17 protein-coding genes and 1 tRNA gene are annotated in these 17,603 nt (G+C 63.6%); 9 read left to right on the plus strand and 9 right to left on the minus strand.

Going from position 1 to position 17,603, the window contains the following annotated elements:
- Window positions 1-14 precede the first annotated feature (14 nt).
- Together AC1L6K_RS03405 and AC1L6K_RS03410 are read right to left on the minus strand one after the other, a co-directional pair.
- Window positions 15-503: a MarR family winged helix-turn-helix transcriptional regulator gene (locus AC1L6K_RS03405; RefSeq protein ID WP_480951330.1), complete on the minus strand. Its 489-nt coding sequence runs from the start codon at window positions 501-503 to the stop codon at window positions 15-17.
- Between the two features lies 1 nt (window position 504).
- The gene (locus tag AC1L6K_RS03410) at window positions 505-2,202 is read right to left on the minus strand and encodes an MDR family MFS transporter (protein ID WP_480952686.1); all 1,698 of its coding nucleotides are present in this window, start codon (window positions 2,200-2,202) and stop codon (window positions 505-507) included.
- 347 nt (window positions 2,203-2,549) lie between these two features.
- Here AC1L6K_RS03410 and pstS point away from each other — a divergent pair, with 347 nt between their 5' ends.
- The 4 genes from pstS to pstB are packed head-to-tail and all read left to right on the plus strand — an operon-like array spanning window position 2,550 to window position 6,548.
- Window positions 2,550-3,668 carry a phosphate ABC transporter substrate-binding protein PstS gene (pstS, locus tag AC1L6K_RS03415; RefSeq protein WP_480951331.1) on the plus strand — a complete coding sequence of 373 codons (1,119 nt, stop codon included), beginning with the start codon at window positions 2,550-2,552 and terminating at the stop codon, window positions 3,666-3,668.
- A gap of 21 nt (window positions 3,669-3,689) precedes the next feature.
- Window positions 3,690-4,637, plus strand: coding sequence for a phosphate ABC transporter permease subunit PstC (gene pstC, locus AC1L6K_RS03420; protein ID WP_480951332.1), 948 nt, complete (start codon window positions 3,690-3,692; stop codon window positions 4,635-4,637).
- Window positions 4,637-5,743, plus strand: coding sequence for a phosphate ABC transporter permease PstA (pstA, locus tag AC1L6K_RS03425; RefSeq protein ID WP_480951333.1), 1,107 nt, complete (start codon window positions 4,637-4,639; stop codon window positions 5,741-5,743). Before pstC ends, pstA begins: the two co-directional genes overlap by 1 nt.
- A 25-nt stretch (window positions 5,744-5,768) precedes the next feature.
- Complete coding sequence (gene pstB / locus AC1L6K_RS03430; RefSeq protein ID WP_480951334.1) at window positions 5,769-6,548, plus strand: phosphate ABC transporter ATP-binding protein PstB; 780 nt, start codon at window positions 5,769-5,771, stop codon at window positions 6,546-6,548.
- Window positions 6,549-6,784: 236 nt separating this feature from the next.
- On the opposite strand, the gene AC1L6K_RS03435 is transcribed toward pstB, so the two are convergent.
- The 3 genes from AC1L6K_RS03435 to AC1L6K_RS03445 form a co-directional block, all read right to left on the minus strand.
- Window positions 6,785-7,795, minus strand: a complete 1,011-nt coding sequence (locus tag AC1L6K_RS03435; RefSeq protein WP_480951335.1) for an inorganic phosphate transporter — start codon at window positions 7,793-7,795, stop codon at window positions 6,785-6,787.
- Window positions 7,796-7,798: 3 nt separating this feature from the next.
- The gene (locus tag AC1L6K_RS03440) at window positions 7,799-8,416 is read right to left on the minus strand and encodes a DUF47 domain-containing protein (protein ID WP_480951336.1); all 618 of its coding nucleotides are present in this window, start codon (window positions 8,414-8,416) and stop codon (window positions 7,799-7,801) included.
- Between the two features lie 194 nt (window positions 8,417-8,610).
- Window positions 8,611-9,258, minus strand: a complete 648-nt coding sequence (locus AC1L6K_RS03445) for a hypothetical protein (protein ID WP_480951337.1) — start codon at window positions 9,256-9,258, stop codon at window positions 8,611-8,613.
- 213 nt (window positions 9,259-9,471) lie between these two features.
- On the opposite strand from AC1L6K_RS03445, the gene AC1L6K_RS03450 reads away from it, so the two are divergent.
- Window positions 9,472-9,544: transfer RNA gene (locus AC1L6K_RS03450), tRNA-Lys, on the plus strand.
- A gap of 478 nt (window positions 9,545-10,022) precedes the next feature.
- On the opposite strand, the gene AC1L6K_RS03455 is transcribed toward AC1L6K_RS03450, so the two are convergent.
- On the minus strand, window positions 10,023-10,673 hold the full coding sequence (locus AC1L6K_RS03455; protein WP_480951338.1) for a cysteine hydrolase family protein: 651 nt from the start codon (window positions 10,671-10,673) through the stop codon (window positions 10,023-10,025).
- A gap of 101 nt (window positions 10,674-10,774) precedes the next feature.
- Here AC1L6K_RS03455 and AC1L6K_RS03460 point away from each other — a divergent pair, with 101 nt between their 5' ends.
- From AC1L6K_RS03460 to AC1L6K_RS03475, 4 genes are read left to right on the plus strand one after another with little or no spacing between them, the layout of a single operon-like run.
- The gene (locus AC1L6K_RS03460) at window positions 10,775-11,608 is read left to right on the plus strand and encodes a hydroxymethylpyrimidine/phosphomethylpyrimidine kinase (RefSeq protein ID WP_480951339.1); all 834 of its coding nucleotides are present in this window, start codon (window positions 10,775-10,777) and stop codon (window positions 11,606-11,608) included.
- A gap of 54 nt (window positions 11,609-11,662) precedes the next feature.
- Window positions 11,663-11,998 (plus strand): GNAT family N-acetyltransferase, encoded by a 336-nt coding sequence (locus AC1L6K_RS03465; protein WP_480951340.1) that lies wholly within the window; start codon window positions 11,663-11,665, stop codon window positions 11,996-11,998.
- The gene (locus AC1L6K_RS03470; protein WP_480951341.1) at window positions 11,999-12,760 is read left to right on the plus strand and encodes an SDR family NAD(P)-dependent oxidoreductase; all 762 of its coding nucleotides are present in this window, start codon (window positions 11,999-12,001) and stop codon (window positions 12,758-12,760) included. It abuts the gene before it with no gap.
- A gap of 58 nt (window positions 12,761-12,818) precedes the next feature.
- Window positions 12,819-13,217: a hypothetical protein gene (locus AC1L6K_RS03475; protein WP_480951342.1), complete on the plus strand. Its 399-nt coding sequence runs from the start codon at window positions 12,819-12,821 to the stop codon at window positions 13,215-13,217.
- A gap of 535 nt (window positions 13,218-13,752) precedes the next feature.
- Here the strand turns inward: AC1L6K_RS03475 and AC1L6K_RS03480 are convergent.
- The 3 genes from AC1L6K_RS03480 to AC1L6K_RS03490 all read right to left on the minus strand — a co-directional run bounded on the left by AC1L6K_RS03480 (window position 13,753) and on the right by AC1L6K_RS03490 (window position 17,598).
- Entirely contained in the window at window positions 13,753-15,357 is a 1,605-nt protein-coding gene (locus tag AC1L6K_RS03480; protein ID WP_480951343.1) for an MFS transporter, read from the minus strand.
- Between the two features lie 181 nt (window positions 15,358-15,538).
- Window positions 15,539-15,814 carry an HPr family phosphocarrier protein gene (locus AC1L6K_RS03485; RefSeq protein ID WP_480951344.1) on the minus strand — a complete coding sequence of 92 codons (276 nt, stop codon included), beginning with the start codon at window positions 15,812-15,814 and terminating at the stop codon, window positions 15,539-15,541.
- Window positions 15,815-15,879: 65 nt separating this feature from the next.
- Complete coding sequence (locus AC1L6K_RS03490; RefSeq protein ID WP_480951345.1) at window positions 15,880-17,598, minus strand: phosphoenolpyruvate--protein phosphotransferase; 1,719 nt, start codon at window positions 17,596-17,598, stop codon at window positions 15,880-15,882.
- Window positions 17,599-17,603 lie beyond the last annotated feature (5 nt).

The following is a 17,603-nucleotide window of genomic DNA, read 5'->3' on the forward strand; positions in this document are numbered from 1 at the left end:
CATCAGGTGGTGCCTCAGTCCAGGCTGCCGTTCAAGCGGCCAAGAAGGTCTGCGAAACGGCGGACCTCCTCGGCATCCCACGTTGCCAGCCGGTTGTGCAGCAGGCGGTGGGCGTCCGACAGTGAAGCGTCGTACCGTGCATGCGTGTCGGCTGTCATGTCCACCAACATGGCCCTGCCGTCGCTGGGGTCCGCGATGCGGTTGACCAGGCCGAGCTCCTCGAGCTGCTTGATGGTGCGGCTCATGACGGCCTTGTCTGCGGCCATCTCCTGCGCGAGCGCCACCTGCTGGGCCGGGCCCGACCTGGCCAGGATGGTGAGCACCTTGTAGCCCATCGGCTGCAGTTCCGGATGGATGGCTGCGGCCCGCTTCCTGATGCTGTTGCGGGCCTTGACGACCATGATGCCGAACTGCTTTTCGACGTCGGCAATGGCGCCGGACAGGTCCTGGCCGGTTGCAGGTTCGGGCGGGGGCAGCTCAAGGGGGTCGTTGGCGCGGCTCATGTCAGTTCCGCACCCCGGCGTCTTCGGGCTCAAGCCCACCGGCGGTGTCGAGGGCGGAAGTCGCGGCCGGACCGGGAGTGACAGCCACGAGGGCCTCGCTGACGTCAACGAGATTCTGCTCGGCTGCCAGTTCCCGGTTCAGGCCGGCACTGGCTGCGGCATCGCTCTTCTCGCGCTCGTCGCGGGTCTGGCTGCTCAGCTCCAGGTTGGGCATGAAGGCCACGGCCAGGATGGTGAGGATGCTCAGGGGCGCCGCGACCATGAAGACGAAGGCCACGGAGTCACCGTAACTGGATTCGATGATGGTGCGCACCGAATCCGGCAGCCCGTGGACAGAGGGGATGCTGCCGCTGGCGAGGGCCGCACCAATGTCCTTGCCCTTCTCGCCAAGTCCGGCGATGGCGGCCTGCAGTTCGGCTGACTTGCCGGACATCAGTTCCACCACCTTGGTGCCCATGAGGGCGCCCAGGACCGAGACGCCGATCGTTCCGCCGAGGGAACGGAAGAATGCGATGCCGGAGCTTGCCACGCCGATCTCGGCCGGGGTCACGGCGTTTTGAACTATCAGCACCAGGTTCTGCATGACCATGCCCAAGCCAGCACCGAGCAGGAACATGTAGACGGAGACCAGCACGAAGTTGGTGTCGTAGTGGATGGTGCCAAGAAGGTACAGGCCCACCAATTGGAGCACCGAGCCGATGACCATGATGGCTTTCCACTTGCCGTACTTGGAGATCATTGCCCCGGCAACCGTGGAGATGATCAGCAGTCCTGCCATCATCGGGATGGTCATCAGCCCCGACTGGGTGGCGTTGGCGCCGCGGGCCAGCTGCATGTACTGGGCCAGGAAGACGGAGGTGCCGAACATCGACACACCGACGGAGATGGACGCGACCACTGAGAGCGTGAACGTGCGGTTCCTGAACATGGTCAGGGGAATGATCGGTTCGGCAGCCTTGAGCTCCACGATGACGAAGGCAACCAGGGCCACGACGGCGCCGCCGACCATCAGCAGGGTGGCTGTGCTGGCCCAGTCGAACTGGCTCCCGGCCAGGGACACCCAGATCAAGAGCAGCGAGACACCGGAAGAAAGCAGTGCAATGCCGGCGTAGTCAATGGAGACCTTGCGCTTGGGCTGAACCGGGAGATGGAGGGTCTTTTGAATCAAGATGATGGCGACGGCAGCAAAGGGCAGGGCCACGAAGAAGTTCCAGCGCCAGTTGATGGCGTCGGTGATAAAGCCGCCAATCAATGGTCCGCCGACGGTGCCCAGGGCCATGACGGCGCCGAACAAGCCCATGTACTTGCCGCGCTCACGCGGGGAAATGATGTCGGCCATGACGATCTGGGTCAGTGCCGTCAAACCGCCGGCACCCAGCCCCTGGAAGACGCGCATGGTGATGAGCATCGACGTGTCCTGCGAGAAGCCGGCGATGGCCGAGGCGATCACAAACACCAGCAGGGACAGCTGCAACAGCAGTTTGCGGTCGGACAGGTCGGCCAGCTTGCCCCAGATGGGGGTTGAAATCGTGGTGGCCAGCAGGGTGGCAGTGACGACCCAGGTGTAGGCCGTCTGGCTGCCGTGCAAATCCGAGAGGATGACAGGAAGCGAGGTGGAGACAACGGTTCCGGCGAGGATTGAGACGAACATGCCCATGAGCAGGCCTGTCAGTGACTGCATCACCTGGCGGTGGGTCATGCCCGATTCGGACAGCCCGGGGGCGGTCTTTGCGGTTGTGGGTGTGCGGGACAAAATGGCTCCAAAAAGTGACAGATTATTAGTTGATGTATGTCAACTATATATATGTGCCTGCTGCGGGGCAAGCAATATTCCTGTGAGCTGCCTCAAGTTTCCGTGCCACTCGCGTCTTGGGAAGGCGCATGGTGCCGCAAAAGCGGCTGGTTTGTGACCGGCGTCGCGCTTGAATTCAAAGAATCCCCGCAGCGTTAACCTTCCGTTCACCTAGTGCGGGGTGTCGCTTCATCTGCTGCTCCTACGCTCAAGGAGTACGAAATCCAAAGACACCCATCGAAGAGGTAAAAAGCGTGAAGGCACTTCACATTGGCCGCGTGGCAGCAGTTCTCACTGTCGGCGCATTGGCACTGACAGCTTGCGGCACCGACGCAGTCGTGGACGCCGGCAACGGCGCATCAAATTCGGCAAACGCCGGCCCCTCCGCCACCGGCACGCTGACCGGAACGGGCGCAAGCTCCATCTCCGCAGCCATGGAGGCCTGGAAGGCCGGCTTTGAGTCCGGCAACCCCGAAGCCAAGATCCAGTACTCCCCTGAAGGCTCGGGCGCAGGACGCAAGGCCCTCATCGCAGGCGCCGTGCAGTTTGCCGGCTCGGATGCCTACCTGAAGGACGAAGAGCTCGTCTCCGCCCAGGAAAAGTGCGGCCCCGACGGCGCCATCAACGTCCCCTGGTACATCTCACCGATCGCCGTCGCGTTCAATGTTGAGGGTGTCAAGGCACTCAAGCTCGACGCCGACACCATCGCGAAGATCTTCCGCGGCGACATCACGAACTGGAACGACGAAGCCATCAAGGCTGCCAACCCGGATGCAACCCTGCCGGACCTGGCCATCACGCCCGTGCACCGCTCGGACAACTCGGGCACCACCGAGAACTTCACCGACTACCTCGCGGCAGCAGCCGAGACGGTTTGGACGGATGAGAAGTCAGGTGACTGGCCCGCCGCACTGCCGGGCGAAAACGCCAAGGGCACCTCAGGGGTCGTCAAGACTGTCACCGAGACCGCCGGCGCCATCACCTACGCCGATGACTCGGCCGTGACCGACGCATTGGGCAAGGCTGAACTGAAGGTTGGCGACTCCTTCGTGCCCGTCACCGCAGAGGCAGCCGCCAAGGCAGTCGACGCAGCCACCGTAGTTGAAGGCCGCTCGGCCAACGACCTCTCCCTGAAGCTGGACCGCAAGACCACGGTTGCCGGGGCCTACCCCGCAATCCTGGTTTCCTACGGCGTGTTCTGCGCCAGCTACCCGGACGCAGCCACTGCGGACCTGGTCAAGGCATTTGGCGGCTTTGTCCTCAGCGATGAAGGTCAGAAGCAGTCAGCGGACGCCGCCAAGAGCGCACCGTTGTCCGCCGAACTGGCGACCAAGGCCAAGGCCTCGATCGACTCCATCAGCGTCGCCAAGTAATCATCAGTAGAAAGCACTAGATTGTCCACCACAAAGCTCAAACCCAAAGCAGGAGTTGGGCAAGCCGGGACAGGCCGCATCGGAGACAAGGTTTTCTCCGGTGCGGCTTTGGCCGCCGGTGCCCTGATTGTTGCTGTGCTGCTTGCCGTGGCCCTGTTCCTCGTTGTTCAGGCCATGCCGACCTTTGGCGCGCCGTCATCCGAGATCACCGGGGGCGAGGGGTTCTTCGCCTACATCTTCCCGATTGTCATTGGCACGCTGATCGCAGCCACGATCGCCCTGCTCATCGCCACGCCCATTGGCGTGGCAGTGGCCTTGTTCATCTCCCACTATGCCCCCCGCGGCCTCGCCCGGGGACTGGGCTATGTGGTGGACCTCCTGGCAGCCATCCCGTCAGTCATTTACGGCGCCTGGGGTGCCAGCTTCCTGGCGTCCTCGCTGAAGGGACCTTACGCCTGGCTGGCCGAGAACGCCGGCTGGATCCCGATCTTCGGCGGTCCCGCGTCGGGCACTGGCAAGACCATTTTGACTGCGGGCATTGTGCTGGCAGTCATGGTGCTGCCCATCATTGCTTCACTCACCCGGGAGATTTTCCTGCAGGCACCCATGCTGCACCAGGAAGCGGCGTTGGCGTTGGGTGCCACCCGCTGGGAAATGATCCGCATGGCTGTTCTTCCCTTTGCCCGTGGCGGCATCATCAGCGCCGTCATGCTGGGACTGGGTCGGGCGCTTGGTGAGACCATGGCCGTGGCACTGGTCCTTTCCTCCGGACCGTTGATCGCGTCCCTGATCCGTTCCGGCAACCAAACGATTGCCGCCGAGATCGCCCTGAACTTCCCCGAAGCCTTTGGCCTGCGCATGCACGAACTCATCGCGGCCGGCCTCGTGCTCTTCCTCATCACCCTGGTGGTCAACATGGTTGCCCGATGGATCATCAACCGCCACAAAGAATTCTCGGGAGCCAACTGATGGCCACGCTCATGACCGAACGCAAGCGCTCCGCGCTGACCCGCGGCCACCTCCCGCGCTACACCCCCTATGTGATCGCCGTCAGTGCCATCGTTGTGGCCGCCGCGCTCATGGCCCTCATCGGCTTCCACGTCTTTGGCTGGGCAGTGCTTTCCGCCGTCTTGTTTGCCGCCGGAAACGTCACCAGCGCAGCCCTGGTTGAAGGCCGCCGCAAGGCCACCGACAAAATGATGACCTCGCTGGTTGTCGGCGCCTTCCTCGTGGCACTGCTCCCGCTCGTCTCAGTCATTTGGACGGTGCTCGCCAACGGCATTCCCGGCCTGCTGACGCCCGGTTTCCTGAGCACCTCGATGAACGGGGTGACAGGTGCCGTTGACAATGCATCGGTAAAGGACGGCACCCCCGTCCTTGGCGGTGTCTACCACGCACTCGTGGGCTCCATGGTGATCACCCTGTGGGCCACCATCATCTCGGTGCCGGTAGGCCTGCTCACTGCCATCTACCTGGTGGAATACAGTGGCGGAAACCGTTTCTCGAAGGTCATCACCTTCCTGGTCGATGTCATGACCGGCATCCCCTCGATCGTCGCGGGCCTGTTCGCCGCAGCCTTCTTTGCCATGATCCTGGGTCCGGGGACAAAGACCGGGTTCGTCGCCGCCGTCGCCCTTTCAGTGCTCATGATCCCGGTGGTGGTCCGCTCCAGCGAGGAAATGCTCAAGATCGTGCCCAACGAGCTGCGTGAGGCCGCCTACGCCCTGGGTGTGCGCAAGTGGCGCACCATCCTCAAGGTGGTCATTCCGACGGCGATCTCGGGCATTGCTTCGGGTGTCACCCTGGCCATCGCCCGGGTCATCGGCGAAACCGCCCCGCTGCTTGTCACGGCAGGTTTTGCCTCCACGATCAACATGAACGTTTTCTCCGGGTGGATGTCCTCCCTGCCGACGTTCATCTACACGCAGATCATGACGCCGACCTCGCCGTCGAACCCCGACCCGTCCACGCAGCGTGCCTGGGCTGCGGCGCTGCTGTTGATCATCCTTGTCATGCTCCTGAACCTCGGTGCCCGCCTGGTGGCCCGCCTCTTTGCGCCGAAAACCGGCCGCTAAATTATTTGTGAATGGAATTTTAGTTATGTCCAAGCGTATTGATGTCAGCGATTTGAATGTGTACTACGGTGATTTCCGTGCCGTGGAGGACGTCAGCATCACGCTCGACGCCAAGTCCGTGACAGCCTTCATCGGCCCCTCGGGATGTGGCAAGTCCACCTTCCTGCGCACCTTGAACCGCATGCACGAAGTCATCCCCGGCGCCCGCGTCGAGGGCAAGGTCCTGCTGGACGGCGACAACCTGTACGCCGACGGCGTCGACCCGGTCACGGTGCGCAGCCAAATCGGCATGGTGTTCCAGCGGCCCAACCCGTTCCCCACCATGAGCATCCGCGACAACGTGCTGGCGGGCGTGAAACTGAACAGCCGCCGCATGCCCAAGTCCGACGCCGAGGCGCTCGTGGAGAAGTCACTCCGCAGTGCCAACCTGTGGAATGAGGTCAAGGACCGCCTCGAAAAGCCCGGCTCCGGGCTGTCCGGCGGCCAGCAGCAGCGCCTGTGCATCGCCCGGGCCATCGCGGTGTCCCCGGACGTGATCTTGATGGACGAGCCGTGTTCCGCCCTCGATCCGATCTCCACGCTCGCCATTGAGGACCTCATCAACGAGCTCAAGGACGAATACACGGTGGTGATCGTGACCCACAACATGCAGCAGGCTGCCCGTGTGTCCGACAAGACCGCCTTCTTCAACATCGCAGGCACAGGCAAGCCCGGCAAGCTGATCGAGTTTGCCGAAACGGCCACCATCTTTAACAACCCGGCAGAGAAGTCCACCGAGGATTACGTCTCCGGCCGCTTCGGGTAATCCCCGCTCGCACTGCTCGCACTGTGCGGCGGGTCCCTCGCGGGCCTGTCAGAGTACGACGGCGACACCCACCTCCGCGGTGGGTGTCGCCGTCGTTCGTTGTGCAGCCATGCCCTGAGACCGGGACAGGGCGGGCCACCGAAGCCGCTGCTGATTTAAGGCAGGAAGACCAAATTCAGGCTGCCCGCGGCGTCGACGCTGAGCATCCGCCGACCGTCACCGGCTCAAGGGGACGCCTAGCTCAACGGTGAGAGCGCCAGGACGAACAACGCACCCAGCGCCATGCAGGCAATGGGGGTGGCGATCCAGGCGCCGGCAATCTTGGCCAGTATCCGGCCGTTCGTCACTGCGAAGCGCTGGTTCGCCCCGGCACCTGCGATGGCGGCCGTGACGGTGTGGGTTGTGGACAGCGGCATGTGCAGGCCGATCGCGCCAACAAACAGCAGGCCCGCGGCCACCAGCTGGGCCACGAAGCCGCGCATGGGATCGATCCGGACCAGCCGGTGTCCCAAGGTGTAGGAGATCCGCCAGCCGCCAAACAAGGTCCCGAGGGTGAGCAGCCCGGCGGTAAAGATCGGCACCCACAGGGGTATTTCCCCGGCCCCGATGCTACCGGCGGCTATCAGCGCCAACAGGACGACCGCCGTCGTGCGCTGGCCGTCTTGGAGGCCGTGCCCAAATGCCACGGTGGCACCCGCCACCGACTGCAGCTGCCGGGCGCGCTTGTTCACCAGGTTTGGTGCAGAGTTCCGGGCAGCCCAGGACGTGGGGTAGACCGCCGCGAAACCAAGCACGAAGGCAACGACGGGGGAGACCAGCAGCGGCAGGAGCACCAGCGCGAGCATGGTGTGGTTGATGCCTGCAAGCGGCGGGTGCCCGATGATGGTCGAACCGAGGGAGGCGCCGACCAGGGCGCTGATCAAGGCGTGCGTGGACGAGGATGGGAAGCCGCGCCACCAAAGGTACACGCCCCACAGGCTCGCCCCAATCAGCGCTGCCAGCAGCAGGATCAGCCCGTTCCGCCCCGGTGGGACGGTGAACAACTTCTGCGCAAAGACTGTCGCCAGCGCCACGCTGGCCAACGCGCCAAAACAGTTGAACAGGCCCGCCAGCAGGAGGGCGGCGGTAGGCGTCAGGGCGCGGGTTCGCACTGAAAGCGCGACGGCGGACGAGGCATCGCGGAAGCCGTTGACGAACGCGAATATCGCCGCAGTGACGATCACGGCACTGAGCAGGGCGGTGACCAACAGTCAGGATTCCTTGACGATGATGCTGCCGACCTGCGTGGCAACTGTCCGCATTTGGCGGCTGGCTGCCGCGAATTGGTCGGCCAGCATCCGGTACTTCGTGAAGGTGGTGGCGCTGTGGGCCGCCAGCAATTCGGCAACGACGGCGCGGTGGGTGTGGTCGGCCCGCTTCGCCAGGCGCAGGACCTCCAACCAGTAGTCCTCCAAGCTGTCAAGGTCGTTCAGCGTCTTCATGGCGGCGACGGTCAGCTCGGCTTGGCGGGACAGGATTTCCAGCTGGTCGCTGACCCGCGCCGGGATGCGGTCAAGGGTGTACAGCTCAATGATTTCCCCGGCACCCGTGAGGATCTCGTTGGTTTCGTTCAGCAGCCGGCCCAGGATGTACAGGTCCTCACGCGGCAGCGGGTTGATGAAGCTGGTCCGCATGGTCGTCAGGAGTGTGGCAAAACTTGCCGTGGATGCGGCTTCGTGTTGGCGCAGTGTTTCGGCCAGGGAAGCAAAGTCGGCCCGTACTGCGCCGAGCAGCTCGGCCAGGGTGTGTGTTCCTGCGAGGGCATGTTCGGCCATGCCGGCCAGTGCCTGAAGCCCGGCAGTCTCCTGGGGGAAAAGTCGAAGCTTCACTTTAGAGGCCTTTTTGTTGGCGGATCGAACGGGCTATCCAGTTAGATTCACGGCATAAAAGTGGTGCCGAACCGGGAGCGCCTCTCGGCACTGGGCCGCTCAAAGCGGCTATAAAATGGAGCCCGGGGGTTCCACGGTTCGACACCGCTTTCAGTCTCTTACGTCTTGGGCCGGCTGTCAACTGGGGCCTGTGGTTAGTCGAGTTCACCCTTGCGCCACGACTTGGCAGCGCCCTCGAGATCTTCCGCTGTTCGCACCAATTGGTGGGCCTTTTTCGTCAGTGTGGCCGAATGCTCGGGGTGAGCGACTTCACGCTCAACAGCAATGGTTGCCTGGCCCAACGCAATGACCCGGCAAAACGCCGCTGAACGTTCAAGCGCAACATCAAAATCGCCGTCGAACGCGCCGGAGAGAATGGCATTGGCCATGACGGTAATTTCCTCCGCTCCCGGAGGCTCAGCCACACCGGCGACGGCGTTGGAGACCTGGGCCTTTTGCTGGCCCGCACGGAAGAAGACACTGATGCCCGCGGGGTCCTGCAGCGTTGCGGCACGCAAGGCGTAGAGGCGCCACAGCGCGCCGGGCAGGGAACGGGCAGGGCTTGCCGCCCACATCTCGGCAATGGCCTCAAGGCCCTGCTTGTCCGCAAGTTTCACGAGCCGCTTGGTGATCTCGGGGTCGTTGCTCGCCCGGCCGCTGTGCACAAGTGCGCGGGCGGCGAGGTGGGCGGCCTCCGAGACGCGTGCGGGGTCGGTGCCACCTGCAAACGGCTCAAAGTCGGCCGGTGCAAAGGGCACTGGCTTGTGCGGTCGGGGAGCGTTGCTGACTGGTCGATCGTTCATGACACGACACTACCCCCGCTGTCCGGCACGGTCGAGAGACGCGGCCCGGGCAGTTTCGGGTCTTGGGCCGGTATTTGGCCGGTTGCGACACCCGCGGGAGGGCAGTGGCCGGAATCCGGGCCGAAATTGCGTTCTGGTGTGTACCGTGCGGTAGTCTGATATGCGTCAACTTTTGCAGGGATGAATTCATCATTGTGCGGTTGGCATTAGGTCGGGCCTTTAGCTCAGTTGGTAGAGCATCGGACTTTTAATCCGTGGGTCGCGGGTTCGAGCCCCGCAGGGCCCACCGACGTTGCAGGAAATGCCGTCGTTTGCAGGATTGCCATGGTGCACACCATGGAAATTCCGGCAGGCGGCGGCTTTTTTTGTCCCTTGAGACCCCTTCTGGCCGCTAACCCCCTTCGTGGGTGGTTCAGCCGGGCACCCGCCATCCCGGCTGTCAGTTTTCGAGCCGCTTTCGTCCGGAATGTATGCGGCAGGGACCCGGAACGTGCCGCCGTGGCCCTACGGACGTTGCTTGGAATGCCAGATCATTCGATCCAAGCGGCTCCGCCGGGGTGGAGACCGAAATACCCGCCGAGAAGGGGCCAAACCCGCACAGTTCCGAGGCTGTTTCGTCGAGAATGACTCAAGCCCGCGAGAACGGCGTATCTTTGACGCATTCTCGCGACCGAGGGTCATTCTCGGCGCAGCGCACACCCTCCGGCTCGAATTTCCCTTGCCGCACTGGCCGGCCCTTGAGCCTGACAACGGGCGCGGGAAAATTAGTACCCCCGCGAGGAGTCTTCCAGCGACCCTGGGGAGTCCGTCCCTGACGAGTCCAACGCCGCAATGAACTCTGCCGACGTGGTGGGCGTGGAGAACATTGGATAGTCGAACTTCACCGCGGACTCGCCCTCCTCAACGCTGGTGGCAGCCACTGCATCGGTCAGGGTCACCACGTTGTAGCCGCGCTCGTAGGCCGTGCGCATGGTGGATTCAACGCAGCAGTTGGTCAGGAATCCCGCCAATGCCACCGTCTTGATGCCCTTGGCCCGCAGAATGAAGTCGAGGTTGGTGCTGCCGAACGCGTCCAGGCCGCGCTTGCCCTCGATGACAATGTCAGAGCCCTCAGGGGCAAAGCTGTCCATGATTTCAGCGCCCCAAGCGCCCTTCACGAATGCTGTGGCATCAACAACACCCTTGAGAATTCCATAGGGGTGCTTGGAGATCTCGTTGTATCCGGGGGCGAAGCTGATGGGGGAGTGGATGACAGTCGCCCCGGCTGCACGGGCCGCGGCCAGGACCTTCCCGGCGTTGTCCAAGGTGCCGTTGGCTTCCATGGAGTCCTTGACTGCGTCGTGCAAGACACCGCCTTTGGAGGTGAAATCGTTTTGAAACTCAATGAAAACTACGGCTGTGGATTCGGTGTCCATGGCAAGCTCCTGAAGTTGAGGCGGAAAATCTCGCGCCAAGGCTGAATCTACAGCCGTAACACGACCATTGGAAGACCCGTCCAAGGTGGCAAGATAGTTCCATGACAACAAACGCTCCCGCACTTGCACTGACCATCGCCGGATCCGAAGCGACCGGCGGTGCCGGTGCCCAAGCCGATCTCAAAACGTTCCAGGAGCTGGGCGTTTTCGGCATTGTTAATCTCACCTGCATCGTCTCCTTTGATCCCAAGGACAACTGGAACCACCGCTTTGTGCCGGTGGACCAGCAAGTCATTGCCGACCAGCTGGAAGCCACGACTGCGGCCTATGGCCCCGCCTCCGGCGCACCAACGGTCCTGGAGACCGTGAAGATCGGCATGATGGGCAGCCCCGCCACCATCAACACGGTGGAAACCGCGCTCAAGGCCGCCGCCTTCAAGAATGTGGTGCTTGACCCGGTCCTGATCTGCAAGGGCCAGGAGCCCGGCCACGCCCTGGACACCGACCAGGCGCTGAAGGCCCAGATCCTGCCGCTGGCCACGTTCGTCACGCCCAACCACTTTGAGGCCGAGTCCCTCTCCGGCCTTAAAATCAACAACGTTGAGGACCTGAAGGCGGCCGCCCGCAAGATCCACGAGATCAGCGGCGCCGCAGTGCTCGCCAAGGGCGGGGTGCGGCTGGAAGGCGCAGACGCCGTCGACGTTTTCTTTGACGGCGAGACGTTGGAGGTGCTCTCCGCACCAAAGGTTGGCGAGGTGGCGGTTTCCGGGGCAGGCTGCTCCCTGGCGGCTGCAGTCACGGCCGAGCTGGCCAAGGGGGCCTCACCGTTGGAGGCCGCCCGCACGGCCAAGGCATTCGTCACCGCGGGCATCAAGAACCGGGTCACGTCCGGTGCGCCGTTCACAGCTTTGTGGCAGGGCGGCGCCGTCGCGTAAAGGTGTGGCTGGAAGGCTGTTGCCAGCACCTGCTCAGTGTGCCAAGCTCACTTTATGAGTGTGAATGCAGCCCAGGCTTCCGACCCCTTCGACGCCACAGTGCGGATGACCCGCAACGATGCCCGGCACCGGTACGAACTTTTCGCGGCCGACGAATTGGCCGTTGTCATCACGTTCAAGGACCTGCCGGGGCACACCGACCTCCTCCACACGATTGCCCAGCCTGGCTTCGACGGCCGCGGCCTGGCCAAAGTGCTTGTCCGCTATGCGCTCGATGACGTGGTGGCCTCGGGCAAGCGGATCATCCCGCACTGCCCGTATGCCGCCCGGTTCATCGAAAAGCATCCGGAGCTGTACACGCAGTACACCGACGTCCCCGGGGAGGCCTAGATGGAACGCTCCACAGCGCTCATCACGGGAGCCACATCCGGTCTGGGGGCCGAGTTCGCCCAGCAGCTGGGCCGGTCCCAGCACGACCTGGTGCTGGTGGCCAGGGACACCGCGCGGCTGGAGGCCAAGGCCGTGCGGCTGCGGACAGACTTTGGCGTGCAGGTTGAGGTGCTGCCGGCGGACTTGATAACTGACGACGGCGTTGCTTCCGTCAGCGCCAGACTGGCGGACCCTGCCCGGCCGGTCTCCGTGCTGGTCAACAATGCAGGCTTCAGCCTGGTCAACGCCTTTGAGAAGAACACTGCGGCGGACGAGGCTGCGCACCTGCGCATCCTGGCCCAAACCCCGATGGAACTCATGCATGCAGTCCTGCCCGGAATGCTGGCACGCGGCAACGGGCGGATCATCAACATTTCAAGCGTTTCTGCGTTCATACCCAGGGGCAGTTACGGCGCAGCCAAGGCGTGGCTGACAAGTTTCAGCCGCTTCGCCAACCTGCGGTACGGACCCAAGGGCGTGCAGGTGACGGCCGTGTGTCCGGGATTTGTGCACACCGAGTTCCACGAGCGCATGGGCGCCAACATGGGCCGGGTGAAATCCTGGATGTGGCTCCACGCCGACCGGGTGGTGCGCGAGGGGCTGGCCGACAATGCAGCAGGCAAGGCCGTCTCCATCCCGTCGCGGCGCTATGCCACGCTCATGGGGCTGGCCAGGCTCGTCCCGGACAGGCTCGCGGCTGCGGCAGGCAATCGCGGCCGGTAGTCCCCACTTGCCGGCCCACCACTTGCCGGCCCGGAAATCGCTGGGCAGCATCGTGGCCGTGTGGGAACCGCCGCACCGCTTCGCCAACCGGATGGATGGCGAGGACGGCTTCTTCAACCAGCTGGAGGCTGGCAGCGTTTGCCGACACCAAGGGCCACCGGCAACCTCGTCTCCCGAGACCTTCGAAGCTGTCAGGCATGCCTTGGGAATCCACGCGTCTGGCGCTGGCGGACACGTTAATGCCACCGTTGCGGGGCTTGGGACAGTTGCCGCCGTCGTGGACTACCTCGATGAGAACTTCGTGGCCTTCGGACAAGAGCGGCGCGGACGGAATGTGCTCCAAGCCGGCGCGAATGTACACGAAACGTCGCTATGGCTGGCCATTGCGACGTTTGGTGTGCTCTCGCGTCGTCGCAAGAGCCTCCTCGGACCAGTTTCAGCGGCGAACTGTCCGTAGCCGACCATGCTCTCTTGTGGATCTGTCGAGATCAGACTCCGACACTGTCGATAATCACAACCCACATTCACATCGGAAGCTTCTGGAGGGCGGTGTAGCCCTCCTCTTCCCCGATATTGGTGCCCGCTTGTCCGAAACTGGGCTCCGGAGCACCAGAGAATAGTTAGGTCATGGAACCAATCCACAGAACATGCACTGACTGGGCAGAATGCAACCCTCGAACCCGCAACCCAAGAAACTCCCGCTAGCGGCTTGACGCCGATGCCAGCGTCTCCTCGATGGGGTGTTTGTCTGTTTGGGCAGCGAGGTCGGCGATGGATACTCCGGACAGGGAGACGCGCCATGCGCGTTCCACCTCCGTCATTACTCCGGCGATGCCGCACAGCTTGCGAGCGTGGGCCCACCACTTGCGGGCACGGGTATCGCTGGCGCGATTTTCGTGAACTGGCGTCCAACGCAAAGCAACCCGCAGCTGCTGCTGCGGGTTGCTTTTTGAAACCGGGGCGGGATGCCCGTTGCGTTCACACGGGGGGCTTCAATTCCCGTTTTCGGGGCGGCCCACGGTGACCGGGATGCCCGTGCCCGGGGTCGGCGGCTCGTAGGTCTCATCAAAGGGCAGGTAGTCCATGTCCAGCAGCGGGTTGTCATCCTGTGTGGCCACCAGCTCCCGGGCTTCCTCGTCCGTTGCCACGCTCGGCATGGAGCCGGGCAGCGGCTTCTGGGAAGATTCCCGCAGGAAGTAGATGGCAACTGCACCAATCGCGGACGTCAGCATCAGATAGTAGGCGGGCATCATGTCATTGTCCGTGAGCTCGATCAGGCCCTGGATGATGAACGGTGCGGTGCCGCCAAAAATTGCCACGGCAAAGTTGTAGGCGATTCCCATGCCGCCGTAACGGCTGGACGTCGGGAACAATGCCGGCAGTGCCGAGGCCAGGTTTGACACGTAGAACGTGACGGGGAAGGCGATCAACGCCAGTCCCAGCAGCGTGGTCCAGACGGGACCAACGCCAATCAGGGCGAAAGCGGGGACGGCCAGCACCACTGTGCTGATCGCGCCAACCCACAGCACGGGACGGCGGCCGATTCTATCGGAGAGGCGTCCGGTCAGCGGTATGCACAGGGCCATGGCGACCAGGATGGGGATGGTCAGCAAGGTTCCGTGCACCGGGTCGTAACCCTTGGAGTCCGTCAAGTACGTCGGCATGTAGGACGTCAGGGCATAGCCCACGGTGTTGGCTGCTGCCACGAGGACCATGGCCAGCACGATCTGGCGCCAGTAGACCTGGACCAGTCGGACCGGGCCATTTGAGGTGTTTTCGTCGCCGGCCGCAGCAGACTTCGAGTTTTCCTCGTTGGCGTCCAGGGTCGCCTGGAATTGGGGGGACTCTTCGATCTTCATGCGGAAGTACACGGCAATGAGACCCAGGGGGCCCGCGATCAGGAACGGCAGGCGCCAGCCCCACTGTTCCATGGCGTCCTGGCCAAGGGTCAGCTGGAGCACGGAGACCAGCGCGGCACCGATGGCGAAGCCCATGTAGCTGCCGAGGTCCAGGATGCTGGCGAAGAAGCCGCGCCGGCTGTCGGGCGCATATTCGCTGACGAAGGTGGTGGCACCTGCGTATTCACCGCCGGTGGAGAACCCCTGGACAAGTTTCAGCAGGACCAGAAGCACGGCGGCCCAGATGCCGATTTGGGCGTATCCGGGCAGAAGCCCGACGGCGAACGTCGAGGCGGCCATGACGATCAATGTGGTGGCGAGCACCTTCTGGCGTCCCACTTTGTCGCCGAGCCAGCCAAAGACCACTCCACCGAGGGGGCGGGCCAGGAAGGTTGCGGCAAAGGTGCCCAGCAGGAACAGTGTTTGCACTGAGGGATCGGAATCCGGCAGGAACACCGGACCCATGGTGCCGATCAAGTATCCGAAGACACCGACGTCGTACCATTCCATGGTGTTTCCAACAACGGTGCCGCCGAGGGCCTTTTTGAGCATCGGCCCATTGACAACATTTACGTCGTCGACCCCCAGGCGGCGCTTCTTAAGTTTGAGTACGCGGGGTTTCTTGAGCCGCGTGTGCGGTCGGTCTCCGGTGTCCTTAACACCTGAATCCGGTTGAGTCATGCTTCGGTCTTTGGGCATTTGTTCATCCCCTTAAGGAGGTCATTTGCTTGCGACTTACTGCTGCATCGCTACGGGCAGACCTTAAATTCTAGCAGATGGGACATTTTGTACCCTCGGAGTGCACTCTGTCAAACAGCAAAAAACCCCGCCATCACACCCGAAAATGGACGCGACACGGGGTATTGCGGGAGTGCGTGGATCAGGCGTCGTGGTTGGTTTCCAGGATGCGTGCAAGTGCCTCCAGCGCGTCGGCTGCGGCGTCATTTTCGGTGCGCAGCACAACGGCCTCGCCGTACTCCACGCCGAGGCTCATCAGGGCCAGCATGCTGTCGGCATCCACAGCCTCTTCGATGGGGTCGCCCACGCGGGCAATTGTCACTTCCGCGTCCAACTCGCCGGCGGCTTCGGCAAAGATCGAGGCGGGGCGGGCGTGCAGTCCGACGGTGCTGGCAATGATGGCTGTGCGTTCAATCATGGGGTGCTCCTAAGAGTTGTGTGGTCGCTGTGTTGTAATCGTTGGCCGGTGCGGCCGGAAGGTGTTTAGAGGCCCAGTTCGGACAAGGCAGGGAGCCCTGCACGGACAAGGTCGCGTGCTTCGGCGGCCGACGAGGCGGCAACCGCCCTGTAGGCCAGCTGGCGCGCCTGCGGCAGGGTGACAGTGCGCAGGACTGCGCTGACGGCCGGAAGTGCCCGTGGAGTCATCGACAGCGACGTCACGCCCAGCCCTGCAAGCACGACGGCGAGGGCGGGATCCGCTGCCGACTCCCCGCACACGCCCACCGGCTTGGGCTGTGAGTCCTCCACAGCCAGCGAGGCCGAATGTTTGGCTTGGGAAACGGCGCCTTCAACAGTTGCCTGGATCAAGGCCAGTACGGCGGGCTGCCACGGGTCGTTCAGTGCCGCCAGCGGGCCCAGCTGCCTGTCGGCAGCCATGGTGTACTGCGTGAGGTCGTTGGTGCCCAGGCTGGCAAATTCCACGTGGTCCAGCAGGTGCCGGGCGGTGAGTGCCGCCGAGGGGACCTCCACCATGACTCCTGGTGTGGGCAGGCCGGCCGTCTGGCACATGGCTGCGAAATCGGCGGCCTCTGCGGGCGTTGAAATCATGGGTGCCATGACCCACACCATCGCCTGGGACTGCGCGGCGGCGTCGGCAATGGCTGCGAGCTGGCGGGCAAGCACTCCCGGGGTGGTGGTGTCTGTGCGGTAGCCGCGGACTCCGAGGGCCGGGTTCGGTTCGGTGGCATCCGTCAGGAAGGGCAGCGGCTTGTCTGCTCCGGCATCGAGGGTCCGGACAACAACTTTCCGGCCGGGAAATGCGTCAAAGACTCCCTTGTAGGCGGCAACCTGGTCGTCGTGGCTTGGTTCGGTGGTGTTGCCGAGGAAGCAGAATTCGGTGCGCAGCAGGCCAACGCCCTGGGCGTTGGCCGCGGCGGCTTCGAGGGCGTCCTTGGTTCCGCCAACGTTGGCCAGCAGAGGCAGCAGCGTGCCGTCGGCAAGCTGTCCGCTGCCGTCGAAGACGCTCAGCAGTGAGGCTTGTTGCAGCCAGAGGGCCACCGCTTCGCGTTCTGATTCGCCAGGCTCGGTGCTGATCACGCCTGTGGAGCCGTCAACGAAAACCTGCCCGCCGTCGACCAATCCGGACACACCCGCGGCGGCCACAACTGCCGGCAGGCCCAGGGCCCGGGCAATGATGGCCGTGTGCGACTGGGGCCCGCCGCCGGCGGTGACCAGGGCAATGACCTTCTCGGGATCCAGCGTGGCCGTGTCGGCCGGGGCCAGGTCCTCCGCCACCAGAATGAACGGTTCAGCAGAGTCGGGGATTTCCGGGGCGGGCACGCCGCGCAAAACGGCAATGATGCGCGACTTTACGTCAAGGACGTCGTGGGAGCGCTCAGCCATCATGCCGCCAAGGTTCGTCAGCATCTGGGCAACTGACTCGCCCGCCTCCCAGATGGCCCGTTCGGCGGATGTCCCGGTGTTGACGAGCTTGACGGCCGCCTTGATCAGCATCGGGTCGGTGGCCATCAGGGCCGTTGCCTCCAAGACCTCCTTGCCGGCGCCGTCCGCACGGGCGGCACGCTCGAGCAGCTGGGCCTTGACTGTTGCCCCGGCGTTCTTGATGATTGCAGCGGCAGTCTCGGGCGTCGTCGAACTTTCCAACTTTTCACCAGCGGGCGGTTCGGCCAGGGCGGGCGGCATGTGCCGGACCGGGCCAATGACACGGCCCCGGAAGACGCCGACTCCAACAAAGTTTTGCACGGGTG

The sequence above is a fragment of the Specibacter sp. BI4 genome (genome assembly GCF_056680095.1).